Consider the following 26,005-nt stretch of genomic DNA (forward strand, 5'->3'; position numbering starts at 1 on the left):
TCCTCCGCCGCCACCCTCGACAGCGCAGGCCAGGGCAACTACTCAGCCGCCAACGCCTTCCTGGACGCCCTGGCCATCCACCGCACCCACCTGGGACTCCCCGCCCAATCCCTGGCCTGGGGCATGTGGGACCCCCGAACCGGCGGCATGACCCACCAACTGGCCACCCATGACCTGCAACGCCTGACCCGCTCAGGCTTCACCGCCATGGACGCCCACCACGGCATGAACCTGCTGGACACCGCACAAGCCACCCCAGAACCCTTCCTGATCCCGCTCCCCATAGACCGACGAGCCCTCGCCACACGACCAGACGGCGTCCCCGCGATCCTGCGAGCCCTGACACCCGCCCCCAAACGCCGTACCGCCGAGGCTGCGCCCGCCCCTGAGACCCGCACACCACTGGAACAGCGGCTGGCGGGGTTGCCGGTGGCCGAACAGGAACAGATCGTGCTCTCCGTGGTGCGCTCGGAGGTCGCCGCCGTGGTCGGGCACGCCTCCGGAGACCAGGTGGACCCGGACAAGTCCCTCAGCGAACTCGGCTTCGACTCGCTGACCTCGGTCGAGCTCCGCAACCGCCTCAGCCAGGTCACCGGACTACGACTGTCGGCGACGCTGGTCTTCGACCATCCCACCGCGGCCGCCATCGCCGAGCACGTCGGCGACCAGGTGCTTCCCAAGAAGGAATCGGTCGAGTCGCGGGCCATGCACAACCTGGACGAGCTGGGCCTGCTGCTGAAGGAGATCTCCGCCGACGGAGAGGCGGCGACCGCTCTCACGGTGCGCCTCCAGAAGCTCATGGACGACTGGCGCGGAGGCCGTCCCCAGGCGAACAAGGACGGCGATGTGCGTACGGCCGATGCGGACGAGCTCTTCACGATGATCGACAAGGGCCTGTGAGGTCTCACGACTCCGCCGGCACTCAGAGGCCGCACCCCGGCACCATCCATCCGGCAGAAGCGGGAGTCGTAGTGAGCGGCTTGAATCCAACGGTGGCCCCTCCGGCGCCGCGGCTCGTGCACCACCTGCTGGACGACGCCGAGGCCGCGAACCCCGACGGCATCGCGGTGCGCGACGCGAAGGGCGGCTGGAGCTACCGGCAGGTGGCCGAGCTCAGTCACGCCGTCGCCGCCTGGCTGGCGGACGCGGGTGTGGAACCGGGTGACCGGATCATCGTGCGACTGCCCAACGTGCGCGAGGTGGTCCCGCTGCTCTATGGCGCCTCCCGCCGTGGCGCCGTCTTCGTGCCGCTGAATCCCGGGATGAAGGCGTATCACCTGCGCTCGGTCCTGGAGGACTCCGAGCCCAAGCTGGTCATCGGGGGCGGGGAGGCCATGCGCGCGATCACCGACCTGCCGGTGTACGAGATCGACGACCTCTGGCAGAAGGTGCGGACGCTCGCGGACCAGGGCGGATCGGCCGAGTCCGCGCAGGTCCGCGCGCAGGACGTCGCCGTCCTGATGTACACCTCGGGCAGCACGGCCGCGCCCAAGGCGGTGGTGTGCCCGCACGCGCAGGTGACGTTCGCGGCCTCGGCCATCAACGCGATGCTCGGCTACGGGCCGGACGACGTGGTCTTCTGCCGGTCGCCGATGTCCTTCGACTACGGGCTCTACCAGATCTTCCTGTCCGCCCTCGGGAACGCCGAGCTGGTGCTGGCCGGCGACGGGCCCGACCTGACGGTGCTGAGGCGGATCCAGGAGTGCGGCGCGACCGTCGTGCCCGTCGTCCCTTCGCTGGGCTCCATGCTCGCCACCCTCGGCAGGCGCGCTCCCGGCGCCGCGTCGGCGGTGCGCATGGTCACCAGCACCGGCGCCGCGCTTCCCGCCGCCACGATCGAGGGGCTGCGCGAGTGTTTCCCCGGCGCGCGCGTGGTGCGGATGTACGGCGTCACCGAATGCAAGCGGGTCACGATCATGGAGCCCGAGCTGGACCGGGAACGCCCCGACTCGGTCGGCCGCGCCCTGCCCGGAACGCGCGTGCTGATCCTCGGCGAGGACGGCACGCCGTGCCCTCCCGGCACGACGGGGGAGATCGTGGTGATCGGGCCCAACGTGATGGCGGGTTACTGGCGCGCCCCCACGCTGACCGCCCGCACCTACCGGCCGGACGGGTCCGGCGGGACGCGCCTGCACACCGGCGACTACGGGCACCTCGACGAGGCCGGTTACCTCTACTTCGAGGGCCGGCGCGACGACACGTTCAAGCGCAGGGGAACGCGGATGAGCACCACCGAGATCGAGGCCGCCGCGCTGGACATCCCGGGCGTCCGGGCCGCCGCCGCACTGCCTCCACACGGCCGGCACGATCTGGCGCTCCTCGTCGAAGGCGATCTGGAGCCGCACATCGTCCTGCGCGAGCTGGCGGAGCGGCTGGAGTCCGCGAAGGTGCCCGCGCTCTGCCGCGTCCTGCCCGCCCTACCGCTGACGCTCAACGGCAAGAACGAGCGCACGAAGCTCGCCCGGCTCCTGGAGGAGGGGCGGGAGTAGATCAAGAAAGCGGCGGCAGGGCCAGGCGAGCGCGCACGGGTTCCAGCGAAGCCAGGCTGACGGGTGCGGCCGACCAGGGGCGGTGCAGATGGTCGGCGTCTTCGCGGGGGACGAGATGAAGATGGAAGTGGAAGACGTCCTGCCAGCCGGCGGCGCGATTGGCCTGGAAGAGGGTCATGCCGTCGGGAGCGAGCACCTGCTTGATGCGCGCGGCCATCCGGTGGGCGGTCCGCATCACCGCCGCCGCGTCCTCCGGTGAGATGTCCCAGATGTCGGCTGCGTGGGCTTTGGGGATGACGAGGGTGTGGCCCTCCGTCACCGCGGTGATGTCGAGGAAGGCCATGGTCGACTCGTCCTCGTACAACAGGGCTGCCGGGAGGCGGCGGCCGGCGATGTCACAGAAGACACATCCGGCACCGGAGAGCGTACTCATCACCGGCCGGCCTTCCGCAGCAGCTGATCGGACAGCTCCCGCAACGCCCGCGCGGTCCTCGACAACGGGAACCGCGCCGCGTTACGGAAACCGGCCGCACGCAGCTCGTCCAAGGCCGAGCCGTCCTTCGCCAGCCGCATGACGGCCTCCGGCAGCGCGGAGCGGTCCGAGAAGGTGAGAGCCGAGTCGCCCAGCACCTCCGCCAGCCCCGGGACCGGCTGATGGAGCACCGGAAGACCGCACGCCTGAGCCTCCACGGCGACCAGCCCGAACGCCTCCAGCCTCGTGGAGGGGACGACCAGCAGGTCCTGCTGCGCGAAGGCCCGCCACAGCTCCGGGCGGGTCAGCCAGCCGAGGTATCGCACGCCGGACATGTCCGTGACGCGCTCCAACGCCCGGTACTCCGCCACAGGTGCGGCGACACTCAACCGAACGCCCTCGACGCCCGCGACCGCTTCCAGGAGCGCCCCGCCCTTCTCGTCCGTGAGACGTCCCGCGTAGAGCACGCGGAACTCCTCTCCTCCGTACGGCGTGCGCTCGGGAGGGGCGGTGAGCAGGTGATCGGGAATGCCCCACGGGATGTGCACGACGCGGGAGCCGTCGCAGGGGAGCAGCCCGGCCATGGCCGCCGTGGGCACCACGATCGCGTGAGCGGCGGCGACGGCCTCGCGGAGAACGGCCTCCTGACTCGGATGGTCCATGGCGAACAGTAGATCCGTCCCGTGCACCAGCGCGACCGACGGCAGATCGGGAAACGCGCGCAGCAGTGCGGGCGTCGCCCCGAACGCCAGATGTTGCAGGTGCAACAAGCCGTGCTCGCCCGCCGGGAACCGTTTGCGGATCGCGTCGGCCAGGTCGTCGACGTACGCCCAGAACCCCGGACCGTCCAGCTGCTTGCCGGGGACGTCGAGCAGGACGGGCGACCGCGCGCCCGGGTCGTCGCCGAGCATGAACACGTCGGCCGCGATGAGCGGCTCCGGCCCCAGATAGAGGTCGTGCAGCAGTTCGACGCTCCCGCCCGGGCTGCCGTGCGGCAGGTCCAGCCCGGTCAGGATCGCACCGCCGCCGCGGGCGGCCGTGCCCTGGGTCACTGGAACTCCTGGTACAGGTGCGAGATGTCGATCCCCCGGGTCTGCCGGTACTTCGTTCCCATGTGCTGGTAGCTGGCCATGGTCCCGTGCGCCACCAGAAAGATGATCTTACCGAACGTCATGTACGGGTAGACGCGCACCGGCCGGGCCACGCGGATCTCAAGGGTCCAGTTGATGGAGTGGCCGGCGTGCCCCAGCGGCGCGGAGACGTGCACCCAGACGCCCAGCCCGCCCACGGTGTGGTTCCCGTTGATCATCTGCGCGTAGCGTTCGGAGGAGGTCCGCTCGTAGGTGACCCCCAGGTAGAGCCGTTCCGGCCGCAGGACCATGCCCTCGGGCGGTATCGGCTCCTCCACGTACGTGGTGACGGCGGCGGCGTCGAACTCCCGGTCGCAGACCCGGATGCGGTCGCCCAGCCGCCAGTCGTAGGCGTTGGGGGACAGGCGCCCGGGGTCGAACGGCTCGATGACGATGTCACCGCAGCGCACGGCGGCGGCGATCGCCTGCCCGGTGAGGATCACAGCGGAGCCATCCGGTCGTGCCAGTAACGGGAGGCTTGGGGGCCCGAGGCCGCCTGGTACTTGCCCGCGTAGAGATCGATCTCACCGCAGGACACGAAGAACATGATCTGACCGATCTTCATGCCGGGGTACACGCGCAGCGGGCGGACCGGGGACAGCATGAGCGTCCACTGACCGTGGAACCCGATGTCCCCGATGGGGGCGGTGATCTCCACGAAGAGGCCGAGCCGCCCGACGGAGGAGCGCCCGAACAGCAGCGGGACGTAGACGTCGGAGCCGACCCGCTCCACGGTGTGCCCGAGGTAGAGCTCGTCGGGCTGGAGGACGAACCCCTTCTCGTCGATCGAGACGGCCTGGGTGCGATTGGCCTCATGGGCGTCGACGACCACGTCCGGGTAGGTCAGCAACGTGTCGCCGAGCCGTACGTTGTAGCTGTTCGGATTGACCTGGTCGAGGCTGAAGGGCGAGATGTCGATGCGCCCGTCCCCGGTCGCCTGGATGATCTCCGGGCCGGTGAGGATCACGTCGTGATCCGGTTCGTCGCGAAGTCGAACTCGACGCGATCCTCGATCTCCAGCTCGCGCACCAGCCGATGCACGCCGGAGAAGTCGGTGACGAGCAGGTCGTTGCCGGGAAGGGACCGGCAGTCCTCGATGATGTCCCTGGCCTTCGGGATGTCGGCGAACTCCAGCAGCTGCGGCCACATGTCGTAGTCCTCGGCGCCGAAGGCGATGATCCCCTGCGGGAGGTTCCTGATGAAGAGGTCCTGCTGCTTCCTGTCGAGCTTGCGGAAGACCTCGCGCATGATCTCCAGCATCACCGGCCCGTGCGCGGCCTCGTCCCTCGAATGCAGCCGGGCGACGAGCGCGTGCATCGGCTGGATCGTCTTGTCCGAGGCCATGAGGTCGAGGAACGCGTTGACGCTGATCTCGCCGACGGCCGTCCACAGCAGGTAGAGCAGGTCGCGCTCCCATCGCTCGCCGGCCTGCGCCTCCAGGGCGTACAACGACCGGTTGGTGATCGCGTGGGAGTACCGCTCGGGCTCGCCGGTGAGCTTTCTCGCCTGCCGGGTCCGGCGCATGGCGAGCATGTGCATGTAGGTGTGCCACACCTCGTCGACATGCGATTGCTGCACCGATTCCCTGGCCGCGTCGCTCTCCACTCCGGGAAAGACGCCATGGGCCAGCATCTCGAATGTCGGATTGGCCACGAACTCCTCGGCGGCGATGACGCGTTCGTTCCACATCAGCCAGGCCAGCGTGTTCACCAGCCTTTGCCGGTGCTCGTCGGCCGCCAGGAAATCAGGATGCTCACCGAACGGCAACAGCGACACGGGATAGTCGAACAGTTCCGGATCATATGCCTCGGGGTGAGTCACGTTGTTCAGGTCCGTACGGATGGTCGCCCGCCTCGGCCAGGCGGCGGCCAGGCGGTGGAGCGTGGTGGGGTTTATCGCGCCGAGTTCATCGATTCGGGTCGTCACGTCGACCTCTCCCTGGGCTGCCCGCCCTCTTCGTGGACGATTAGCGCTGGTTCCGGGGTGCTGCTGGACATGGTGCCGGGCGCATTTATTCAGCCCCTGTTGCTATGTGAACAATCCGCGAGCCGAGCTCGCCGAAGGGCCGCACGGCGGAATATCGATGAATTGTCGCGGCGTTCGCGACGCGTGCTCCATGCTCTTCGCGCCCGCAATACCTGTCAAGTCGGGGTGTGCCTTCGAGAAGCGGCTGTGTATCGTTTCGCGAGTATTCGAGCGGGAGCGACATGCGGGAGTTGCGTTGACGCAATCAGGTGGCGAAAATGAAAACCACGATTCGACGACCCGCTCGATTCCGGGTGCCCGCCGGCTCGTTCAGCGGGGGTTGTTCGCCGGCCCCTCGGACGTCGTCGCCGCCGACCTGTACGCCGCCGTCGTCCGCGGACCCGTCACCCGGACCCGCACGACGCTCAGTCTGGGGCCGTCCGCGAAGGTCTCCGGCGACACCTACTTCGGCCGGTTCCCGGCGAGCTACTGGCAACGCTGGACGGACGTGACGGAGGTCCGCGTCGAAGCGCGGGTCTCCGGAGAGGGACGCCTGTCGATCGGCGCCTCCGACACGAAGGGGCCCGCCAGGGTCGTCGCCACCTGCACGGTGCGGCCGGGCATGCGCGACGTCGTGCTGGTCGCGCCGCTGGACAGGTTCGTCGACGGCGGCTCCCTCTGGGCCGACCTGGAGACCGACCCCGGCCGGCGGCTGACCGTGGAACACCTGCGCTGGACGGTCGGGACGCCGCCCGCACGACGCCCGGCGGCACTGGTCGTCTGCACGACCGATCGCCCCCTCGACTGCCTGGCCACCCTGAACGCGCTGACCTCCGACGAGACCGCGCTGGAGGCGCTCGGCAGGGTGTACGTCGTCGACCACGGCGCCGACCGGCTGGGGGAGTGCGCGGGCTTCGAGGAGGTCGCCCGTCGGCTCGGCGAACGTCTGCACTATCTCGTCCAGGCCAACCTGGGCGGGGCGGGCGGCTTCACCCGCGGTCTCGTGGAGCTGGCGGGCGATCCCGCGACCGAGACGATGAGCGCGCTGTTCATGGACGACGACGTGCTGCTGGAGCCGGACGTGATCATCCGGCTCACCGCGTTCGGCGACCACACGGCGCACCCGATGGTCGTCGGCGGGCAGATGCTCAACCTCTTCCATCCCGGGATCCTGCTCGCCGACTCCCAGCAGTGCGACATCGACGGGCTCCAGCCCGGCCTGCCGATGCCGTACGGCATGCAGGACGTGGATCTCCTCCACGACGCCCTTCAGGAACGCCGGCTCGACGCCGGCGCCAACGGCTGGTGGGCGTGCCTGATCCCGCGCGAGGTGGTCGACGGCATCGGGTATCCGCTGCCGTTCTTCTTCCAGGCGGACGACGCCGAGTACTCCTACCGCGCCCGCGCGCACGGCTTCCCCACGATCACCCTGCCGGGCGCCGGCCTGTGGCACGCCGACTTCGCGGCCAAGGACCTGGACGAGCTGAACCGCTACTTCCTGCTGCGCAACTACCTGATCATCTCGGCGCTGCACGGCAGGTTCGGCCGACGCCGGCTGCTGACCAAGCTCGGCGGCGAGCTGGTCCAGCACCTGCTGTCCATGCGGTACGGCCTGGCCGCCACGCTCCTGAAGGCCGTCGAGGACTTCCTGACCGGACCCGAGGTCCTGGCCGACGGCGGCGTCACCGCCCTGTCCGAGGTCCGCGAGCTGCGGGCGGCCTTCCCCGAGACGAGGCCGCATCCGGCCACCCGCCTGCCCGGCGTCGCCTCCGACGAGCTCCGCATCGTCAACGCCGGCCCGAGACCGCGCCTGGTGACGATCAGGCGCATGGTGGCCGGGCTGTGCGGGCGTCATCGACACGCGCTCGGCGCGATCCCGCACGACGAGGCGTACTGGTGGCATGTGGCGCTCTTCAGGGTCGCGGTCGTGACCGACGCCTCCCAGCGAGGCATGCGGGTCAGGCGGTACGACCGGCGGCGCATGCTCTCCCTCGCCGTGCACGGCGGCAAGGTGCTGTTCAAGCTCCTGACGAACGGCGCGGCCGTCCGGGAGCGGTACCGGCGGGCGTTGCCGGAGCTGTCCAGCCGCGAGAGCTGGGCGCGCATCTACGGTCTGCCCAGGTCGGAGCCGGCCCCGGCGGCCCGTTGACCTGCGGGGAGCCGCGCGGCCCAGGTCAGCGGTAGAGCCTGGCCTGCAGCCCGAACAGCTCCGCGTACAGGCCGCCCGCTTCCATGAGACCCGCGTGGTCACCCGTCTCCGCCGCCCTGCCCTGATGCAGGACGACGATCATGTCGGCCAGTCGGACGGTCGAGAACCGGTGCGACATGAAGATCGTGATGGTGCCCGACTTCCGCGCGGTCTCGCGGGAGGACGCGGCGTACTGCTCGAACAGCGCGTGCTCGGCCGCCGCGTCGAGCGCCGACGCGGGTTCGTCGAGCAGCAGGAGCAGCGGATCCTCGCGCAGATGGCACCGGCTCAGGCCCAGACGCTGCCACTGGCCCTCGGAGAGCCCGACGCCGTCGCCGTAGCCGTGGCCGAGGAGACCGTCGAGCCCGCCGGGCACCGTGTCGAGGATGCCCTCGATGCCCACTCGGCGCAGCGCTCCGGTGAGCGCCTGGTCGTCCTGGATCAGGTCCGGGCGGCCGAGGCCGACGTTCTCCCGCAGGCGCAGCTCGAACCTGGCGAAGTCCTGGAAATGCGTGGCCAGACGTGCTCGCCACAGTTCGGGGGAGAACTCCCGCAGGTCCACGCCGTCGATCAGGATTCTGCCCGCGGTGGGCTCGTAGAGGCCGCACAACAGCTTGATCAAGGTGCTCTTGCCCGACCCGTTCTCGCCCACGACCCCCACGGTGCCGCCGTGCGGGATGTCGAGCGTCACGTCCCGCAGGACGAGGCGATCGGTGCCCGGGTAGGCGAAGCTCACGTTCTCCAGCCGGATGCCGCGCGTCAGGCGGCGGGGGAGCGGGCGCCGGGCCGGCCGGGTCTCCGTCCGGCCGCCCAGCCTCGCGCGCAGCGTGGACAGCCGGTCCTGGGTGAGCCCGCTGGTCTGGAGCAGGACCAGCAACGCGAGCGCGCTGGAGACCTGCACGCTGACCTGCACGGCGAGTGTGATCACGAGCACCACCTGCCCGAGGTCGGCCCGGCCGGCGAGCGCGCTGGAGATCACGGTGACGATCGCCCCGCCGTAGGCCAGGGCGAACAGCAACTGGGCCAGGGCGCGCACCAGCGCGCTCTTGAGCTGAGCCCGGGCCAGCAGGGCGGACACCCGCGACCAGCTGCTGCCCTGCCGGTCGAGAAGTTCCCGCTCCGACCCGAAGATCCGCACTTCCTTGACGCTGGCCGGCGAGGTGGCGACGGCCAGGAGATGCGCGGCCAGCCGCGTGCTCTGGCTGCTCTGCTCCTTGGCCGCGTCGACCAGGCGTTGCGCGTGGCCGCCGAGCAGGACCGGCGGCAGCGCGGCGGGCAGCAGCAGGATCAGCCAGGGGTTCAGCCACCCGAGCACGACGGCGGTGACGGCGACCTGGAGCGCCAGGCCGCAGAACTGGAGGAGCGCCTCGATGCCCGCGCGGGTCTGTGCGATCCCCTCACGGATCAGCGCGACGGACCCCGTCACCTGCGGATCGTCGAAGTGGTCGAGCCCCCGCACGCCATGGACGAGCTCGCCGAGCTGCGCGCTGAGCTCGATCTCGACGAGCTCTCCGACCTCGAAGTACGCCAGATGCGCGAAGTGCACGGCCATCAGCTCAACGACCAGCAGGACGCTCACGGCCAGCGCGAACCAGGTGGCCGTCGCGACATCCCCGCCGATCACGGCGTTGGTGAAGGCCATGAGTGTCAGAGCGATCAGTGGCGTGGACAGGTAGCCGAGGAGCACCAGCACCGCCGCCCGCGTCAGCCGCCCACGATCGGCTCGCGCGGACAGGGCGAACAGCGCCCCGGCCGTGCGCACCAGGGATCTCATCGGGTCGCCTCCAGCGAGGGGTCGTGGTCACCGAAGCGCTGAGCCTGCAGGCGGAAGAGGCCGGCATACCGGCCGTCCAGCCGCATGAGGCCGTCATGAGAGCCGCACTCCACGACCTGGCCGCCCTCCAGGACGACGATCTGGTCGGCGCGCCGGACCGTCGAGAACCGGTGCGAGATGACGACCGTCGTCAGCCCCTGGGTCAAGGTCAGGAACCGGTCGTAGAACTCGGCCTCGGCCCGGACGTCGAGCTGCGCGGTCGGTTCGTCGAGAATGAGCACGGACGCGCCCCGGTCGACGGCCAGCAGCGCGCGGGCCAGCGAGATGCGCTGCCACTCCCCGCCGGACAGGTCACGGCCGCCGGAATAGGCCCTGGACAGAGGCGTGGACAGCCCACCGGGAAGGGAGCGCAGCAGCTCGCCCGCGCCCGCGCGCTCGGCCGCCGCCAGCAACGCGGCCTCGTCGTGGATCAGGTCGGGGGCGCCGAGGCCGATGTTGTCGGCCGCGCCGAGCTCGTACCTGACGAAGTCCTGGAAGATCACCGAGAGCGATCGCTGCCATGCCCGAGGGTCGATGTCCCGCAGGTCGACGCCGTCGACGAGCACCCGGCCGGCATCCGGGTCGTAGAAGCGCGCCAGCAGTTTCACCAGCGTGGTCTTGCCCGCGCCGTTGAGGCCGACCACCGCCGTCGAGCGCCCCACGGGGATCTCCAGGTCGAGCCCCCGCAGGACGATCTTCTCGCCGTAGCCGAACACCACGTCGTCGAACCGGATGGCCCGCCGCGGCGGCTCCAGGACGGCCCGGGCCGTCGTCCGCACGCCGGCGGCCCGGGCGGCGGCCCGCTCGAACTCGACCATCGCGTGATACGCCTGCAGCCCGACCTGCGTCTTGACGTCGCTCTCCGGGAAGTAGACGCCGTACCGGATCGGCACGAGCGCGGCCTGGATCGCCAAAGAGAGCTCCAGCAGGCTCAACCCGCCGCCCGCCGCCTCCCGGGCCAGGATGACCATCGTGAGGGCGCCCCCGACCAGCGCGACCAGCGCATACCTGAGGAAGGGCGCGAAGCAGATCCGCCGGCGGCCCGACCACAGCAGCGCCAGGTAGCCGCCCGAGTCGCCGTCGTGCCGGTTCCGCAGCCAGGGCAGGATCCGCAGGACCCGGATGTCCTTGGCCCACTGCGGGGTGGTCAGCAGGCCCCGGAGGTAGACCGCCATGCGCCGCTCGCCGGCCAGGCCGTCCCACAGCTGGGAGAAACGCGCCAACGACCTGCGCTGGCCGGTCCTGATGACGATCGCGGTGGCCGTCGCGATGACGCCGGGGAGGATCCCGAGCACGACCCCGATGAGCACGGCGGCGGTCGCCAGATGCGTGTAGCGGGCGATCAGCGCGAGGGTCCCGGCGACGGCGTCCCCCGGGGTCGGCTGCACCCGGTCGAACCCGTCCCGCGCGTCCGCCAGCCTGTTGGCCGTCTTCTGCTCGTCGAGGGCGCTCATGGGCGCGTCCACCAGCGCGGACAGCATCACGCGCCGGATGCAGCGGCCGTCGACGCGCCGCGTCACCATCTCCGCCAGGGCCAGCTGGAAGGGGACGAGGAACTGCTGGAGCACGAAGCTGCCGATCGCCAGCCCGATGGCCACGGCCAGGGCCTGGGTGTCGGCCTGCACCAGGCGCTGGAACATGACGCCGGTCCAGAGGATGAACGCGGCAGGCAGCGCCCCGATCAGCACGTTGAGCCCGATCGAGGCCCCGAGCAGGCCGGCACCGGCCTTGGGGGCGAGCTCCAGGATGGCGGCCGCGTCGGCGGTGGCTCTCCCGAACCTCACAGGAGGTCTCTCACCGCGGCCAGGCGCGCCCCCAGATACCGGCGGTTGAGCTGGTCGACGAGCGGTCCGGAGACGTGAGCGGTGAGGAAGTGCAGGCTCTCGGCGAGGCCGGGGAGCCTGCTGGAGACGGGCAGTACTCGATCCATGCTTTCGTCCTCGTCGAGTGCGGTGAGTGCGCGTCGGATCTCGTCGTCGCCGAGCGGGCCGGCCGCGTTCGCGGTGTACTCGGCCCAGAAGGCCGCGCGGGTGCGCAGCCGCGTCCCCGGGGGCCTGCCGCGCAGCGCCAGCAGGTGCCTGGCGGAGATCTCCTCACAGCTGAGGAGCGCCAGCACGGGCAGCGGGGAGGAGCCGTCGCGGTACGGCATCACCGACCGCGTCGGCATCCTCGTGCTCGGCTCCGCCCGGCACCACGGGCACGGAAGCACGTCGAACAGGATCTCCGCCTTGAGGACGTCCATCCTGATCTCGCAGGGCGGCACCGCTGTGACGACCGCCGCCTCGCGCCTGGCCATCCTGCCGATCAGCTCACCGCTGCCCGCGGCGGCGCTGCTCGCCCGGAACCCCGCCAGGCACGTGTCGATCAAGGCAGCTCTGCCCGGTTCGTCGACCTCGTCCTGAGGGGACACACCGGACTCGACCCACGAGGCCACCGCCGCGCGCAACGCCGGACGGTCCCTTCCGTCCTTCGAGGGGAAGCGGGAGACGTCGGCTCCCAGGAGATATCCGGCGGCCCAGAACTCCAGGCTCACCCGGTCCCGGTCGCCGGCGTGCGCGCGCCAGCTCTCGACGACGTGTTCGGCCTCGACGTCCAGCAGGCGGCACCAGTCGCGCCAGTACCAGCCGTAGAGATGGTCGACGGGCTCGCCGGTGCCGGGCCTCGTGAAGCGGATCAGGCAGCGGGAGTCGTAGACGTCCACGGTGAACGGCGGGACGCCCGCGTCGGGCGGCGGCTCGTCCGTCCCGTCGTCCCAGTAGCCCTCGGGCAGCTCCAGGGCGTCCGCGAACACGGTCGCGTGCCGGGAACCGTGGTTGTCGTTGCCGGCGATGCTCGGCAGGTCCGCGTGGTCCAGCAGGTTCGGGACGGCGGCGGTCACCGGTATGCCCTGCTTCCGGCAGAAGACGGTGACGGCCTCGTCGTCGGCCCGGAACTCGTCGGGAAGCGTCCGGAGATACGTCGCGAGGGCCCGCGCGTGGTGCGCCGGGAGCACGAACCCGAGGGTGGGGGTGTACTCGTGCCGCGACACGGGCGCCCAGCACGAGCCGAGGGCCGCCGCCCGTCGTACGCGGTAGGAGTTGCGCAGGCTGACGTGGTTGACGTACAGGGCGATCCCGTGGTCCGGGCGCTGGGCGACCACGGAGCGCAGCTGTGCGACGAAGTCCTCGGCGATCACCGCGTCGTCCTGGAGGACCAGGTGATGGGTCGCGTCGGGGGGAGCGGCGGCCCAGGCGAGCTTCGCGGTCCGCAGCGGGCTGGGGGCGGCGTCCGGGTCCGGATCGCGTACGAGGACCGGTGTGAGGGGCCCGCACCGCTCGGCCAGGGCTTCGGCCCGGCGCGTCCGGCTGGGGTGGTACATGACGGCGAGGCTGATCTTCAGCACATGGAGCTCCTCACGGGCTCAGCCGGAAGACCGAACGAACCCGGTCCCGGCGCCTGCCGGGCGAGCTCGAAGACGGGGTGGACGGCGCGGCGCTCGTTCCGGGCCGCTTCCGTCCTCGCGGCCTGCGCCTGCTCCGGACGGGGGGCGACCGAGAAGGCGGTGCTCGGCGTGGGGTTCGGCGACCGGTCAGAGGGCAATCTGCCACAGCGGTCACCAGGACGTCTACATCGCCGGGCTCAACCGCCGAAGAACACCTGCTCGCGTGCCTGCTCGACCGCGACGAGCAAGGCGCCACGCACGACGGGATTGTGCGGGATCCTGCTGGCCTCCACCCGAGGACGGGCCAGGCACATCCCGGCGACGGCCGTCTGCACGCGGCCGGCCAGCTCGTCGCCTCCGGCGGTGCCGACGTCGCTGCCCAGCACCACCAGCTCGGGATCGAGCACGGTGCAGATCGAGGTGACGCCGAGCGCGATCCGCTGCGCCAGCTCGTCGAGGAAGGCGGCCCCCGCGGCCGTGGCGGCCGCCGTGCCGGCCGCCACGGCGACGGCCCCCGCGGCGCTCTCGGCCACGATCCCGTGCTCGGCGGCCAGCTTCTGGACCGCCCGCCAGCCCACCAGTGACTGGAAGGCGGCGCCCACCTCGTGGCGGTTGCGGTCGAACTCGCCGTCGCTCAGGGGCGCGCCGGGGACGGGCATCCAGCCGAGCTCCCCGGCCGCGCCCACCGTCCCGCGCAACAACTGGTCGCCCACCATGGCGGCCGATCCGGGACCGCGCCCGATCCAGACCAGGATGAAGCTGCGGACGTCGCTCGCGGTTCCCAGTGCCCGTTCGGCGATGGCGGCGAGATTGACGTCGTTGTCGATGGTGATGGGCATCCGCAGCTTCTGGCGCAGGACCTCGTTCACGTCACCCCGCCAGGCGGGCATGTCATAGCAGAAGCGGATGTGGCTGGTCGTCGGGTCGATGACGGCCGGGAGGGAGATCACGCACACCTGGACCTGGGCGACGTCGATCCGGGCGGCCTTCGTGAGGTAGGTGACGATCGACTGGATCGTCCTGGTGGGATCGACGGTGGGGTCGGTCGCCACCGCCGTCTCCGCCAGCACGTCTCCCGAGATGTCGGCGAGAACGGCGGTCGTGGCGTCCAGGTAGACCACGATCCCGACGACGTAGCCGCAGGACGGGTTGAGCCCGTAGAGAGCCGCCGAGGGGCCTCGTCCGCCCTCCTGCACGCCGACCTTGATGAGGAAGCCCCGATCCTCCAGGCGCGACAGGACGTTGCTGGCCGTCACCTTCGACAGCCCGGTCATCTCGCTCACCTGCGCCCGGGTCATCGCTCCCGACGAGCCCAGCAGCTTCAGCGCGGCACGATCGTTGAGCTCACGTAATAGACGCGGACGCCCGGGCTGTGCCTTTATATGTTCCAACCTGCCCCGCAAAGCACTCCCTCGGTCGGCCGAAGCAAGGCGACCATCTCCAGGATGGAATCTTCCCCAAGGGGCCGAGGCGGGAAACGATCACCAGTCGTTCAGGAAAGCGATCTTCGAACTCTATCCCAATCACCTGGCCGTGCCCGGGGGATTCGTGCACGGCGCAGCGCCGGTTCCGGCGCCGGTTCTGTCGGGCCCCGGACGGCCGGCGGCCGGAAGCCGTCGAGTGGCCACTTTTGCCACTTGAACGCCCGCCGGTCCGGTCCGGCGGGGCGTTCACGGCTGATCCCGGGTCCGGTGCATAACAGCGTGATCGGTAAAAACCGGTAGGTGCCGCATTTCGCCGGCCGCCGTTATGCTGATCTCTGTCGGAGACCGCCGCGCACAAACGTCCATTCAACGGAATGTCCAAAGGCCGCGCGAGTTCTTGGCCGAATTTGCCGCCCAGGGGGCGTGGTAACGAATCCAGGGGGTGTTCGCGCGTGGCGGCCGTCGATATCCATGACGCAATGAGGTCGGTCAGATGTGGAGGTAGTTCATGACGCTCAACGTGAACGAGCAGCCGAACAGCACCTGGCTCGCGGCAATCGACGGCAGATGGGATGACCTGGTAGAGATCATGAAACAGGACGATCTGGAGGCGATGGAGGTCGCCGGCATCCACGCCTGCTGACGTCCGCCGACCGTGCGTCGTTCAGGCGGTGAACGCGGAACGCCCTCCTCGCGGCCCGGCGTGGTGTTCCTGACCCGAGGACACGGGTTCGGTCACGCGGCGCGGGATCTGCGCATCCTGGAATCCGTCCGCGGAATGCTGCCGGACGCCGACATCAGCCTGGCGTCGTCCGGTTCGGGCTGCAGGTACTACGGCTTGCACGGTGTCCCGTTCGTGGATCTCGGGATCCCGGACGACGCCGACATGACCCACGCGGCGGGCCGGCGGGTGTTCGAGTTCCTGACGAGCGCCGGCCGGCCCGACCTGGTGATCGCCGACGAGGTGGTCTGGGCGCTGCCGATCTGCAAGGACGCGCTCGACGTGCCCTGCGTGCTGATCACGGACTGGTTCTTCTCCCAGTGGGGACGCCCGCGGGCCAACGCCCTGCTGAACAAGGCCACGGCCATCGTCGTGCCGGACTTCCGGGACGCGCACGAGGAGCTTCCGCACATCACGGTGCCGGTGCACTTCACCGGGCCGCTGGTGAACAGGTTCGGGAACGACGGGAATTCGGCACGCCACGACCTGGGAGTCCCGCCGGACGCGTTCATGGCCGTCGTCACCCTCGGCGGCATGACGGATCGGCCGGAGGCCCGTCAGATCGCGGCACTCGCGCTGGAGGCGTGGCGGACGCACGCCGGCCCGCGGGATCGCCTCTTCGTCCTGGCCGGACCGGACGCCGGTGATCCCTTCCCGCACGGCGGCGTCACCTGGGTGGGCGTCACACAGGATCCGGAACCGTACTTCTCCGCCGCGGACGTGGTGGTGGCGGACGCCGCCGGGTTCACCGTCTGCGAGCTGAGCCGGAGCGACATCGCGGTCGTGACGGTGGAGGCGGGCGTGTTGAACGACGCCACCCGCAGACGCCTGCGGCTGCTCGCCGACGCCGGTGCGACGACGGGCGTGACCGTCCGGGCGAGCCCGGACGACCTGTGGCGGCACATGAGGGCTGCCAGGGCGCCGCGTCCGGCAGGTGACGAACCGGTGTGGGCGACCGCCGACGACGTGGCGGCCCGCATCCTGGCCTACCTCGGTGGGACCTGAGGATCGGCCTGTCGCCGGCCGAGTCGTTCCTCCAGGCAGCGGACGAGCGTGGGGAGCGGCACGGCGGCGCCGCCGTCCCGGCGGTCGGTGGTCAGGCTGATGCCGGGCCGGGGAGGCAGGACGACGACGTTCGGGCGTTCGGTGAGCGTTCGGACATGGGCGCGCAGCGCGGGACTCTCCCATCCGCCAGGAGGCAGGGAGAGCGCGAGACCGACGGGAACGGTGGTGCATTGCAGAGCCAGCAGCGACGGGGTGTCCGCCAGGCCCAGCGCCAGGCGCGCGAGAAACTGAAAGGTGGCCGGCCACACGATGACGGCGTCCGGCCATTGCGCCCATTCGACGTGCCGGGCGCCCGTCTCCGCGTCGTCGGACCACTGGTCGGACCACTGGTCGGACAACGCCTCGCGGCCGGAAAGGGCGGTGAGCGCGGCGCGCGTGACGAATTTCTCCGCACTTCTCGTCACCACGGTCCGGCAATCGAGACGCGGATAGGAGACGCGCAGCCAGCTGAGCCAGAATGGCAGGTTGGCCACGCCGATGGAGCCCGTGCCGATCAACAGCAGCCTGGCGCAGCTGAAAGCGGGAGGCCGGGCGGGCGCGGCCGTTTCCCGTGGATTCACGGCATCAGCCGTCACGGCTTCTCCCCGGATCGGCGGACTTTTCAGTGAGGGTACACGTCGTCGAAGGAGAATCGATGGGAGAGCGGTACGCGGGCCAGGCGGTACTCGTGACCGGAGGCGCGTCCGGCATCGGCCGCGCGGTCGCGGCGGCATTCGCCGACGAGGGCGCCGGCGTGATAATCGTGGATCGTGATGAATCGGCTCTCGCCACGACCCTGGCGCAGTTCCGGGAAAAGGGAAAACCGGTCGCCGGAGTGAGCGCCGACATCAGCGCCGAGGCGGATGTCGCCCGTGCCGTGAAAAGCGCGGCGGCCGAGTTCGGGCGTTTCCACGTCGCGGTGAACGCGGCGGGAATTCTGCACGGACGCGGCGAACTGGCGGACCTGCCGGAGAATGACTGGCAGACGGTGCTGAACAACAACCTGACCGGCACCTGGCTGTCGATGAAGCACGAGATCGCGCACCTGCGGTCGCACGACGGCGGGGTCGTCATCAACATCGGGTCGGTCGTGGGCACGCGCGTGACGATCCCCGGCCTGGGCGCCTACGCCGCGACGAAGGCGGGCATCGCCGCGCTGACCCGTACGGCGGCCCTCGAATGCATCGCCGACGGGATCCGCGTCGCGCTCATCGTGCCCGGCCCCATCGACACGGCCATGTCCCGGCTCCCGGGCGAGGGGGACGCGCAGCGGGACGCCCGGACGGCCAGGGAGCTGCCGATCGGCCGGATCGGCCGCACCGGCGAGGTGGCGGGCGCGGCCCTGTGGCTGGCGTCGCCGCAGGCCGAGCTCTTCGTCGGTCACGAACTCGTCCTGGACGGGGGCAGCACGGTCTGACGGCGGCGTGGATCGGGAAGGAGGCGGCCTTGGCCGCGGACGTGGTGCTGTCGGCAACCATCATGGCTCATCCGCGCAGAAGGGCGGACGCGCTGGCCCTGCGCGCCCGCCATCCGGAGATGGGCTTCACCCTCGCGCTCGATCCCGACCCCGGAGGGCCGTCGTCGGCGCTGCGGACCGCGCGGGTCGCGTGGGGCATGGCCCGCGCCGACGCGACCCACCACCTGGTGGTCCAGGACGACGCGCGGTTGTGCGCGGGATTCCTGCCGCTCGTGCGCCGGGCGATCGGGCTGCGCCCTCGGGACGCGATCTGCCTGTTCACCGAATGGGGGTCCGACAGCTCGTACAACGTCCGGCTGGCGGCCCTGGGCGGGAGCACCTTCGCGCAGGTCGTCGATCACTACATCCCCACCGTGGCGCTGGTGCTGCCCGCGGACGCGGCCCGCGAGTTCGCCGGCCGGAGCCTGCCGGACATCCCCGAGGACGACATCGCCCTCCGTCACTTCCTGGACGAGAAGGGCGTCTCGCAGGTGGTGCTCGTGCCCAACCTGGTGGACCACCTGGGCGGGGAGAGCCTGCGGGGCAACGCCGCGATGGGGGAGCGCCGGGCCGCCTGCTTCCTCCCGGCCCCCCGGGGCACGGGCTGGTCCGGGCACGTCGCCGCCCCGGCGGTGCTTCCCGTGCTGTCCACCATGGACGGGGGCATCCCCCGCTGTCTGGTGCGAGGTGACCACGGAGGCTGGGCGCGCCGGGACGCCTTCCACGTACTCAGGTCGCACGGAGTGGACGCGCAGGCGGTCATCTCCCAGGGCAAGGACGTCGTCGAAGGTCACGCCGGACTGGGGCAGAAGGAGCGGAACCTCTTCTTCGGGCTGTGGCTCACCGGCTACAGCCTGGGCCTGATCGCGCGAACCGCCGCGCCCGCCCGGTCCGGTCCGCCCGCCGGGCCGGAGGTGACCCGATCCCTGGAGTCGGCCTCCTCCGGGATCCTTCGGACCGCCGGAGACCAGGCCGTTCCGCAGGCGCTGCGCACCGCCATGGCCGACGGTGTGCGCCGGGCCTGGGAGGCCGGCCATGCCTGACGCGGACGCGGTCGAAGGGAACGGCGGCCATGCCTGACGCGGACGCCGCTCCACCGAGGGTCGCCGTCGTCTCGCCGCACCTCGACGACGCGGTCCTGTCCATCGGCGCCTCCATCGCGGACTGGACGAGCCGGGGAGCCGAGGTGCGGGTCATCACGGCATTCGCCGGGGACGCGCCGGGCCTCCTGTCACCGGTGGCCCGCGCGTACCACGACTCCAGCGGCCTGGGCGCGGACGCGATGGCGACGCGACGGGCGGAGGACGAGGCGGCGGCCGCGGCGCTGGGCGCGTCCACCTGTCACCTGCCCTTCCCGGACGCCGTCTACCGGAGACGCGAGGACGGGTCGTGGCTGTGTGACGGCATGCGCTCGATGTTCGACTCCCGGCTGCCCGAGGACGGACGGCTGGGTCCGGACCTGGCGAACGCGATCATCGAGCACTGCCGAGGGGACGCCGCTCCGCACGTGCTGGTCACCTGCGCGGGCTTCGGCGGACACGTGGATCACCGGCTGACCCGGCGGGCGGTCCTGGCGGCGGCCCACGCGACGGGGTTGCCCGCGATGTTGTGGGAGGACCTGCCGTACATGCTGGGGTCGAGGAGGCGGGGGATCGCGGGATCGGCCTGGCCGTACGCCGCCGCCCCGGCCGCCTGGGAGCACAAGTGGCGGGCCGTGGAGGCGTACGGTTCCCAGCTCAGGCTCCACTGGCACGACGACCGATGGCGGACCCAGCTGCACGAGCACGCGGTCGATCGCGGGGACGGGGTCGCCGTGGAGCTCTTCTGGCCGGAGCCGGCCGGAGCGGCCGAGGGGACGGACCGTCCGCCCCCGTGGCTGCGACAGCGCGACGACCGGCCCCGCTGAGCGGGCGGGAGCGGATCAGGGCGCGGGCGCGCTCGTCCCCTCCACCGCCGGGGCGGGCCAGCGGATCCAGGTGGCGCAGACGCACACCAGCAGGGCCGCGACGACGACCGCTCCCATGCCCCACACCAGGCTGCTCGCGCCGGCGATGAACCCGATGATCGGCGGCCCCGCCAGCAGCCCCGTCGTCCCCATGGACGCCACCAGGGCCAGGGCGTCGGTGCCCTGCCGCGCGGCGGCCACGTAGATGCACGGCGTCACGGCCGCGATGCCGATCCCGACGCAGGCGAAGCCGAGCAGGGTGGGGATCAGCCCGCCGGTCAGGAGGGCGAGCCCGAGCCCGACGCCGGCCAGGACGCTTCCGGCGCGGACGACGAGGCCGTCGCCCCACCGGCTGCGCCAGCCGTCGGCGAACACGCGCGCCGTCACCATCGTGACCGAGGCCACGGCCACGCCCATGGGCACCAGCTGCGGCGGCGCGCTGACCACGTCCTTGAGGTACAGGGCCGACCAGTCGGTGATGGAGGCCTCGGTCACGGTGCCGAACACCATCGCGCAGCCCATCCAGACGGTGAGGCGGGTCGGCACGGGCAACCCGCGGCGGGCCTTGGCCGGTGCCGGCTCCTCGGGCGGGGGCGCGTCGGCCAGGAGACCCCTTCGGGCGTACGTCGTGAGCAGGAGGATGAGCGCGGCGGCCAGCACGAAGTGAACGAGGACGGCCGGCGTCAGCGAGGTGGCGCCCGAGGCGAGGACCGCGCCGAGCAGGGCCCCGCCGCTGAAGGTGGCGTGCAGCCTGCTCATGGTGGTGCGCCGGAAGCGGGATTCGAGCGCGGCTCCCTGGGCGTTCATGGCGACGTTCAACGCGCCGGCGCCGATCCCGTCACCGCACATGATGACCAGCGCGGTCGGGTAGTTCGGCGCCACGGCCAGGGCGATCAGGAGGACGCCCATGTACAGGGCCGAGAACAGCGCCAGGCGTCGTGACCCGAGACGCTTGGTCAGCACCGGGACGAGGGAGAAGGACAGGACGCCCCCGACCCCGCAGGCCATCAGCAGCAGGCCCACCTCGGCCTCGCTCAGCCCGAGCCGCGCCTTGATGTCGGGCAGCCGGGCCGCCCAGGTGGCGTACTGGAACCCCAGCGTGCAGAACAGGGCGGCGACGGCCAGTTGTGCCCGTCGAAAGTCATGGGGCGCACGCGACATGCGTTTCAGTCCCTCCCGTTGCGGTGACCGGCGTGGACATGTACCTCGAACGCCGGCCGTAGCAGCTCGGGACGGCGATCTCTCGATGGGCGTCGTAGCCCTGCGCGGACCAGAAGGGCTCCGTGCCCTCGACGGCGACCAGGGAGATGTGTTCGAACCCCGCCCGTTCCGCGTGCGCGCTCAGGTGGCGCAGGAGCAGCCGGGCCAGCCCCCTGCCGCGGAAGTCCTCGGCGATGACGAGGTCGTGCAGGTGCAGGTTGGCCGAACGGAAACGTTCCCGCTCCGGCCTGGTCAGGTCCGGGAAGCGGAACATCGGGTACGGCAGGGCGATCACGTAGCCGGCCGGCCTCCGCCCGCACTCCAGGAGGAAGCAGGTGTCCGGCGAGACCTCGGCCCGGGATCGGAGCGCGGCCCGGCCCTCCGACAGGCCCGCGTCGCCGTACACGACGGACTCAAGAGCCGCGATGTCGTCCCAGTCGCCGTCGGAGATGCCCCTGATGCGCACGTCCTGGCTCATCTGCCCTCGCCTTCCGGCGGGAGGTCGCGCTCGCGATCGACGCAGACATAGGGGAGTGGGCTGAAGCCGTTGAAGCCCTGCGTCGTGTAGCTGGTGGCGTAGGCGCCGCAGGACAGCAGCCAGACCGGATCTCCCGACGCGACGGCCCTGGGCACGGGGACCGTGACGCGGCCCTCGTTGAACGTGTCGTGGTTGTCGCAGGTGGGGCCCGCGACGATCGCCTGGACGTGGTCCCTGCCGGGATGGGTGGGAAAGATCATCGGGTACTGCACCGCGTCCATCTCGTACAAGCCGTTGAACTTGCCGCAGCTGAGGTACAGCCAGTACTGGCGCTCGCCGTCGGCCCGGCGTCGTGTGGACAGCCGGCACACGTGCGCTCGCAGGGCGCCGTGGTCGGCGACCAGATGCCGTCCCGGTTCCATGACGAAGTCCAGCGCGTGGTCCGAGATCTCCCGCAGCCGCTGCATCCCTTCCCGGATCACCGCGAACATCTTGTCCAGCGGCGGATTCAGCGGCCTGCCCCCGTGGTCCAGGTAGCCGAGCGCGGGCAGTCCACCGCCGAGGTTGACCCGGGTGAGGGGGATCCCGCGCCGGTTCAGGGCGGCGAGGACGTCCGCCAGACCGGCCAGGGCGCTGATCCACGCCTCGGCCGTCATCTGCTGGGAGCCGACGTGGAGGGAGAGGCCCGCGGGGATCAGGCCCGCCGCCAGCGCGGCCTCCAGGACGATGGGCACGTCGGCGGCCGAGCAGCCGAACTTGTCGCTCAGGCTCCACATCGCGCCCCGGCCGTCGGTGGCCAGCCTGCAGAACACCCGGGCGCCGGGAGCGTGGGCCGCGATCGCCCGCACGTCCTCCACGCTGTCGGTGGCGAAGTCCCGGACGCCGAGCCGGTACGCCTCGGCGATGTTCCGGTCGGACTTGACGGTGTTGCCGTAATGGATCCGGTCGAGGGGGGCGCCTGCCGCGATCGCCTGCGCCACCTCGTTGGGGCTCGCCGCGTCGAAGCCGGAGCCCTTGCGCGCCAGGCAGGACAGCACCTCGGCGACCGGGCACGCCTTGATCGCGAATCGCACCGAGACGCCGGGCAGCTCGCGCAGCAGCGCCGCGTACCGTTCCTCGATGCCCGGGAGATCGAAGACGAACCTGTCCTCGGTGGCGGCCTCCAGTGCGGCCAGCAGGCGGGCCGTGACGTGCATGACGGTTCCTCTTCCGGCTACCGGCTCAGCTGGTGGAAGCCGGCGGTCGAGGCGGCCCGCATCAGCCCGTTCCAGGAGTCGATCAGCAGCGCGAAGTCCTCCATGTCCCGGCGGGCCTCCTCCAGCAACCGCGGGCGGAGGCCGGTCAGCCGGTCGGCGATCGAGGCGTAGCGGCCCCCGAGCCGCTGGAAGGACCGTTCTAGGACGTCAAGGCGTGCCACGTTCTCCGACACGTCCAGCGCGGTGGACTCCCGGACGAGCTCGGCGACGAGGGAGGCGCGGACGGCGCCGTCCTGGTCGAGGAGCGTCGTGCCGGCCGCACCCATCCTCGTGTAGATCCAGTTCAGGTACAGCATCGACAGGAGGAACTTCACGAACGCCAGCTGGTAGGACGTGAAGCCGGAATCCGTCCGCCGTTCCCCGGTGTGGAAGTTCACGATGTTGCGGTTGTGCAGGACGCCCGGCAATCCCGCGGCGTGGACCAGGTGGATCAGGAAGTAGTCGCTGCCGATGGTGTCGGTCGCGGGCAGCAGCGGGACTCGTTCGTGCACCTGGAAGAAGCTGATGTTGCACATGTCGACCCGCATGGGATCGACGCGGCCGAGGACGGACCGGTCGTGGGTGAACGCCTCCGTCCCGGCGCCCTTGAACGACTCGTCGACCAGCTCGCGCTTCTTCTCCTCGGGCCAGGTCAGGGGAGCCCAGAGGGCGACGATGTCGTGGTAGAGGCCCTGGTGGAGCCGGTGCATCTCACCGAGGTCCACGGACATCTCCCCGATGAAGGAGCCGCCGACCAGCACCACCCGCCTGTCCTCGTGGCAGGGCTCCAGCGCCGTCCGCGACACGTGACGCGCGGCGTCGGACGTGCGTTTCCCGAGGGACAGGAGCTCCTGGTGGACGGGGAAGACGGGCCGGCCGTTCCGGAGCTGGTAGCGGCTGTCGGAGTCCCGGCGGTGGACCGACTCGCACCCGAGCGCGCGGGCGATCAGGAAGGCCCTGTTGGTGCAGGAGCCGTACGAGACCCCTTCGGGCAGCATGAGCGCGAGGACACGTTCGGCCTGCGCCTGCTCGGAGCGGCGGATGATCTCCCGTAGGAAACCGCGCTGCTCCGCCTCGTCCAGGTGATGCACGGTCACGTCGGGCGCCTGGCGGGTGTCGCGTACGGTTCGTGCGTGCTCCGCGAAGGCCTCCCGGCCGGAGGAGTCCAGGATCAGCACGTGGACGTCCACGTCGAAGTGCTCCGCCGCGTGGGCGGCCTCCTGGCTCAGTGCCGACACCATGGCGGTGCAGGCCCTGTTGGTGGGCAGGGTCAGGCAGATCCTCCTGCGCATGCGCTTCCTCCAGTCGAGCGTAGAGCCGGTCCCGCGGTCCAAGAGGTGAGCCCCAGCAGCCGTTCGCCGAGCTCGTTGAGCTTCGCCGGGCCGTACCTGAGCGACTCGTGCAACGTCGCGTCGCCGACCAGCGTCCTGTTCCATTCCGGCGTGCTGAGGGTCCGCCAGGACTTCACCCTGGAAGTCCTCAGGGCGTGGTGCGACTCCAGGGCGGGCATCATGGCCAGGTACTGGACCGCCCGGACGCCGCACTGGGAGCGGTTGGGCGCGACACCGTGTGCCAGCATGCCGTCCCAGATCAGCAGGTCGCCGGCCATGAGCTCGGGCCTGGCCAGGGGGAACCTGTTCCGGTCGGCGTTGGGCCGGTAGGGGTCGCGGTCGTCCGGCTGGTCGAGCTTCCACGCGTCGAACTGGCGGAACAGGTCCGGCATGCAGTGGAAGCCGCCGAGCAGCTGCTCGGTGTCGGTGAGCGCGATGAGCCCCTGGACCCTCTGGGGCGGCACGCTGCGGGTGGAGTCCACGTCCCAGTGGAGCTCTATGTCGAACCCCCTGGTCGTGGGGGCGACCAGCCTGCGGTCACGGTTCTTGACGTTGGGCGGGTTGAGGTTGAGCCGGTCGAGGGTGACCCAGAGCTCCAGGCAGTCCCACACGTCGACGAACGCGTCGTAGACCCGCTGGGTCTGGCGGCTGTCCCACATGAGCTGGTGATGGTAAGCCTCGACGAAACCGTAGACGTACAGGTCCCGTTCCAGGTCCGAGCGGAACTCCCGGTAGGCGTACCAGCTCTCCGGCTTGTCGGGGTCGAGGCCCTGGAAGTCCCAGGCGAACCCGAGCAGGCGGAGAGCGGCCTCGGTGGTGATCGCCCGATTGACCACCACATAGCCGTTCGCCTGCCAGAAGGCGAAGTCCTCGGCCGAGAGCACACGAAGCGGCAGGGATTTCTTGAGGTCCTTCAGCGGCGTGGGCGCGACATATGTCTCACCGTCCGTGCTGAGGTACGCGATTTCCGAAACGGCTCGGTACGGCTGTTCTTCTGGCGCGGGCATGTGGCGACTCCAAGGTGTGCGTCGTCTTATGAACCGAATCGTGTTGAACGACGTGCCCTCGACGCTTGTTCGAGAAATTCGGCGCTTCCGCCACCGGAGGAGCGGCCGGCCGGCTTTCGTTTCCGGCTGTCCGGTGTCGCTGCTGCGCATTTCGTGCGTGCGCAAAGTTAACTACGCATCCAGGTCCTGGACACCCCTACGTGCCGTGCTCACCCCTACACGGGACGGGTGTATCCGGCCAGGGACGGCCCCTCGGACTTTCGGCGCCGTCGCCGGGCGGGGTGGGCCTGTCAATTCACCGGCTTCTTGGAAATCGGCGCACATAAGGAAAGAGCGGGAGAACGGAAGTTGCGCACACGGTACACACCGGATCGCGGGGTGTGATCAGGGCGTCGGGGGCTCGTCGGTGCGTCCCGGGCCGGCGTCCCTGATCTGTCCCGGCTATCACCGCCCGCCGCGGGCCGCACGTCCACGCGACCGTCGCGTTCGCCCATATCAAGGACCCGGCAGTACCCGATGGGAGCGTCCACGATCGGCCGAAATCCGCAGGCGGCGCCGTTCAAGATCTTTAAAGATCGGTGTTGTTGATTGTGACCGGGTCCGTTGACAAGGCGAGCGATAGCTTGAAATATCAATCTGGTGTTTGAGTTGACGGGGTCGGCTTGGCTGCGGCTCGGCGGTGGAGC

Annotated in this window: 23 protein-coding genes; 8 read left to right on the plus strand and 15 right to left on the minus strand. The window is 70.7% G+C overall.

Annotated features, from left to right (window positions below; translation table 11 throughout):
• Nucleotides 1–900, plus strand: a 900-nt coding sequence (locus ACWCSU_RS41205) for a beta-ketoacyl reductase (protein ID WP_449942086.1), incomplete at its 5' end; no start/stop codon positions are given.
• 92 nt (nucleotides 901–992) lie between these two features.
• Nucleotides 993–2,489: an AMP-binding protein gene (locus ACWCSU_RS41210; protein ID WP_449942087.1), complete on the plus strand. Its 1,497-nt coding sequence runs from the start codon at nucleotides 993–995 to the stop codon at nucleotides 2,487–2,489.
• A 1-nt stretch (nucleotide 2,490) separates the two neighbouring features.
• Here the strand turns inward: ACWCSU_RS41210 and ACWCSU_RS41215 are convergent, their stop codons facing one another.
• From ACWCSU_RS41215 to ACWCSU_RS41235, 5 genes are read right to left on the minus strand one after another with little or no spacing between them, the layout of a single operon-like run.
• A complete protein-coding gene (locus ACWCSU_RS41215; protein WP_449942088.1) occupies nucleotides 2,491–2,922 on the minus strand; it encodes an HIT family protein in 432 nt (143 codons plus the stop codon).
• The gene (locus tag ACWCSU_RS41220; protein WP_449942089.1) at nucleotides 2,922–4,013 is read right to left on the minus strand and encodes a glycosyltransferase family 4 protein; all 1,092 of its coding nucleotides are present in this window, start codon (nucleotides 4,011–4,013) and stop codon (nucleotides 2,922–2,924) included. The genes ACWCSU_RS41215 and ACWCSU_RS41220 overlap by 1 nt, the downstream gene beginning before the upstream one ends.
• A complete protein-coding gene (locus ACWCSU_RS41225) occupies nucleotides 4,010–4,534 on the minus strand; it encodes a dCTP deaminase (protein ID WP_449942090.1) in 525 nt (174 codons plus the stop codon). Before ACWCSU_RS41225 ends, ACWCSU_RS41220 begins: the two co-directional genes overlap by 4 nt.
• A complete protein-coding gene (gene dcd, locus ACWCSU_RS41230) occupies nucleotides 4,531–5,058 on the minus strand; it encodes a dCTP deaminase (RefSeq protein ID WP_357709564.1) in 528 nt (175 codons plus the stop codon). The genes ACWCSU_RS41225 and dcd overlap by 4 nt, the downstream gene beginning before the upstream one ends.
• The gene (locus ACWCSU_RS41235; RefSeq protein WP_449942091.1) at nucleotides 5,055–6,017 is read right to left on the minus strand and encodes a diiron oxygenase; all 963 of its coding nucleotides are present in this window, start codon (nucleotides 6,015–6,017) and stop codon (nucleotides 5,055–5,057) included. Before ACWCSU_RS41235 ends, dcd begins: the two co-directional genes overlap by 4 nt.
• Nucleotides 6,018–6,396: 379 nt before the next feature.
• On the opposite strand from ACWCSU_RS41235, the gene ACWCSU_RS41240 reads away from it, so the two are divergent.
• Nucleotides 6,397–8,205 (plus strand): glycosyltransferase, encoded by a 1,809-nt coding sequence (locus tag ACWCSU_RS41240; protein ID WP_449942092.1) that lies wholly within the window; start codon nucleotides 6,397–6,399, stop codon nucleotides 8,203–8,205.
• Between the two features lie 25 nt (nucleotides 8,206–8,230).
• On the opposite strand, the gene ACWCSU_RS41245 is transcribed toward ACWCSU_RS41240, so the two are convergent.
• From ACWCSU_RS41245 to ACWCSU_RS41260, 4 genes are all read right to left on the minus strand, one after another.
• Nucleotides 8,231–10,018: an ATP-binding cassette domain-containing protein gene (locus ACWCSU_RS41245; RefSeq protein WP_449942093.1), complete on the minus strand. Its 1,788-nt coding sequence runs from the start codon at nucleotides 10,016–10,018 to the stop codon at nucleotides 8,231–8,233.
• Nucleotides 10,015–11,841: an ABC transporter ATP-binding protein gene (locus ACWCSU_RS41250; protein ID WP_449942094.1), complete on the minus strand. Its 1,827-nt coding sequence runs from the start codon at nucleotides 11,839–11,841 to the stop codon at nucleotides 10,015–10,017. The genes ACWCSU_RS41245 and ACWCSU_RS41250 overlap by 4 nt, the downstream gene beginning before the upstream one ends.
• Nucleotides 11,838–13,439, minus strand: coding sequence for a hypothetical protein (locus ACWCSU_RS41255; protein WP_449942095.1), 1,602 nt, complete (start codon nucleotides 13,437–13,439; stop codon nucleotides 11,838–11,840). Before ACWCSU_RS41255 ends, ACWCSU_RS41250 begins: the two co-directional genes overlap by 4 nt.
• A gap of 236 nt (nucleotides 13,440–13,675) precedes the next feature.
• A complete protein-coding gene (locus ACWCSU_RS41260) occupies nucleotides 13,676–14,881 on the minus strand; it encodes an ROK family transcriptional regulator (RefSeq protein WP_449942096.1) in 1,206 nt (401 codons plus the stop codon).
• A 529-nt stretch (nucleotides 14,882–15,410) separates the two neighbouring features.
• On the opposite strand from ACWCSU_RS41260, the gene ACWCSU_RS41265 reads away from it, so the two are divergent.
• Both ACWCSU_RS41265 and ACWCSU_RS41270 read left to right on the plus strand, forming a co-directional pair.
• Nucleotides 15,411–15,545, plus strand: a complete 135-nt coding sequence (locus ACWCSU_RS41265; protein WP_449942097.1) for a hypothetical protein — start codon at nucleotides 15,411–15,413, stop codon at nucleotides 15,543–15,545.
• A gap of 213 nt (nucleotides 15,546–15,758) precedes the next feature.
• Complete coding sequence (locus ACWCSU_RS41270; RefSeq protein ID WP_449942098.1) at nucleotides 15,759–16,628, plus strand: hypothetical protein; 870 nt, start codon at nucleotides 15,759–15,761, stop codon at nucleotides 16,626–16,628.
• Here the strand turns inward: ACWCSU_RS41270 and ACWCSU_RS41275 are convergent.
• Nucleotides 16,610–17,263, minus strand: a complete 654-nt coding sequence (locus ACWCSU_RS41275; protein WP_449942099.1) for a flavoprotein — start codon at nucleotides 17,261–17,263, stop codon at nucleotides 16,610–16,612. The two genes, ACWCSU_RS41270 and ACWCSU_RS41275, sit on opposite strands and share 19 nt — an antisense overlap.
• A 59-nt stretch (nucleotides 17,264–17,322) precedes the next feature.
• Between ACWCSU_RS41275 and ACWCSU_RS41280 the strand changes: the two genes are divergently transcribed.
• Genes ACWCSU_RS41280 through ACWCSU_RS41290 form a run of 3 tightly spaced genes read left to right on the plus strand, consistent with a single transcriptional unit; the run spans nucleotide 17,323 to nucleotide 20,029 of the window.
• Nucleotides 17,323–18,084, plus strand: a complete 762-nt coding sequence (locus ACWCSU_RS41280; protein WP_357709594.1) for an SDR family NAD(P)-dependent oxidoreductase — start codon at nucleotides 17,323–17,325, stop codon at nucleotides 18,082–18,084.
• A 29-nt stretch (nucleotides 18,085–18,113) separates the two neighbouring features.
• A complete protein-coding gene (locus ACWCSU_RS41285) occupies nucleotides 18,114–19,166 on the plus strand; it encodes a hypothetical protein (protein ID WP_449942100.1) in 1,053 nt (350 codons plus the stop codon).
• Between the two features lie 29 nt (nucleotides 19,167–19,195).
• Nucleotides 19,196–20,029: a PIG-L deacetylase family protein gene (locus ACWCSU_RS41290; RefSeq protein WP_449942101.1), complete on the plus strand. Its 834-nt coding sequence runs from the start codon at nucleotides 19,196–19,198 to the stop codon at nucleotides 20,027–20,029.
• A 15-nt stretch (nucleotides 20,030–20,044) separates the two neighbouring features.
• Here the strand turns inward: ACWCSU_RS41290 and ACWCSU_RS41295 are convergent, their stop codons facing one another.
• The 5 genes from ACWCSU_RS41295 to ACWCSU_RS41315 are packed head-to-tail and all read right to left on the minus strand — an operon-like array spanning nucleotide 20,045 to nucleotide 25,319.
• Complete coding sequence (locus ACWCSU_RS41295) at nucleotides 20,045–21,229, minus strand: MFS transporter (protein WP_357709603.1); 1,185 nt, start codon at nucleotides 21,227–21,229, stop codon at nucleotides 20,045–20,047.
• A complete protein-coding gene (locus ACWCSU_RS41300; protein ID WP_357709606.1) occupies nucleotides 21,210–21,746 on the minus strand; it encodes a GNAT family N-acetyltransferase in 537 nt (178 codons plus the stop codon). Before ACWCSU_RS41300 ends, ACWCSU_RS41295 begins: the two co-directional genes overlap by 20 nt.
• Complete coding sequence (locus ACWCSU_RS41305) at nucleotides 21,743–22,942, minus strand: type III PLP-dependent enzyme (RefSeq protein ID WP_449942102.1); 1,200 nt, start codon at nucleotides 22,940–22,942, stop codon at nucleotides 21,743–21,745. Before ACWCSU_RS41305 ends, ACWCSU_RS41300 begins: the two co-directional genes overlap by 4 nt.
• Nucleotides 22,943–22,959: 17 nt before the next feature.
• On the minus strand, nucleotides 22,960–24,273 hold the full coding sequence (locus ACWCSU_RS41310; protein WP_449942103.1) for a DUF6271 family protein: 1,314 nt from the start codon (nucleotides 24,271–24,273) through the stop codon (nucleotides 22,960–22,962).
• Nucleotides 24,252–25,319: a phytanoyl-CoA dioxygenase family protein gene (locus ACWCSU_RS41315; RefSeq protein WP_357709615.1), complete on the minus strand. Its 1,068-nt coding sequence runs from the start codon at nucleotides 25,317–25,319 to the stop codon at nucleotides 24,252–24,254. The genes ACWCSU_RS41310 and ACWCSU_RS41315 overlap by 22 nt, the downstream gene beginning before the upstream one ends.
• Between the last annotated feature and the right edge of the window lie 686 nt (nucleotides 25,320–26,005).

The sequence above is a fragment of the Nonomuraea sp. NPDC001699 genome (genome assembly GCF_053596455.1).

Coding starts and splice junctions, on each gene's coding strand:
- ACWCSU_RS41280 (WP_357709594.1), top strand. CDS start 17,323: ATGGGAGAGCGGTACGCGGGCCAGGCGGTACTCGTGACCGGAGGCGCG.
- ACWCSU_RS41245 (WP_449942093.1), bottom strand. CDS start 10,018: ATGAGATCCCTGGTGCGCACGGCCGGGGCGCTGTTCGCCCTGTCCGCG.
- ACWCSU_RS41300 (WP_357709606.1), bottom strand. CDS start 21,746: ATGAGCCAGGACGTGCGCATCAGGGGCATCTCCGACGGCGACTGGGAC.
- ACWCSU_RS41265 (WP_449942097.1), top strand. CDS start 15,411: ATGACGCTCAACGTGAACGAGCAGCCGAACAGCACCTGGCTCGCGGCA.
- ACWCSU_RS41295 (WP_357709603.1), bottom strand. CDS start 21,229: ATGTCGCGTGCGCCCCATGACTTTCGACGGGCACAACTGGCCGTCGCC.
- ACWCSU_RS41290 (WP_449942101.1), top strand. CDS start 19,196: ATGCCTGACGCGGACGCCGCTCCACCGAGGGTCGCCGTCGTCTCGCCG.
- ACWCSU_RS41315 (WP_357709615.1), bottom strand. CDS start 25,319: ATGCCCGCGCCAGAAGAACAGCCGTACCGAGCCGTTTCGGAAATCGCG.
- ACWCSU_RS41305 (WP_449942102.1), bottom strand. CDS start 22,942: ATGCACGTCACGGCCCGCCTGCTGGCCGCACTGGAGGCCGCCACCGAG.
- ACWCSU_RS41215 (WP_449942088.1), bottom strand. CDS start 2,922: ATGAGTACGCTCTCCGGTGCCGGATGTGTCTTCTGTGACATCGCCGGC.
- ACWCSU_RS41310 (WP_449942103.1), bottom strand. CDS start 24,273: ATGCGCAGGAGGATCTGCCTGACCCTGCCCACCAACAGGGCCTGCACC.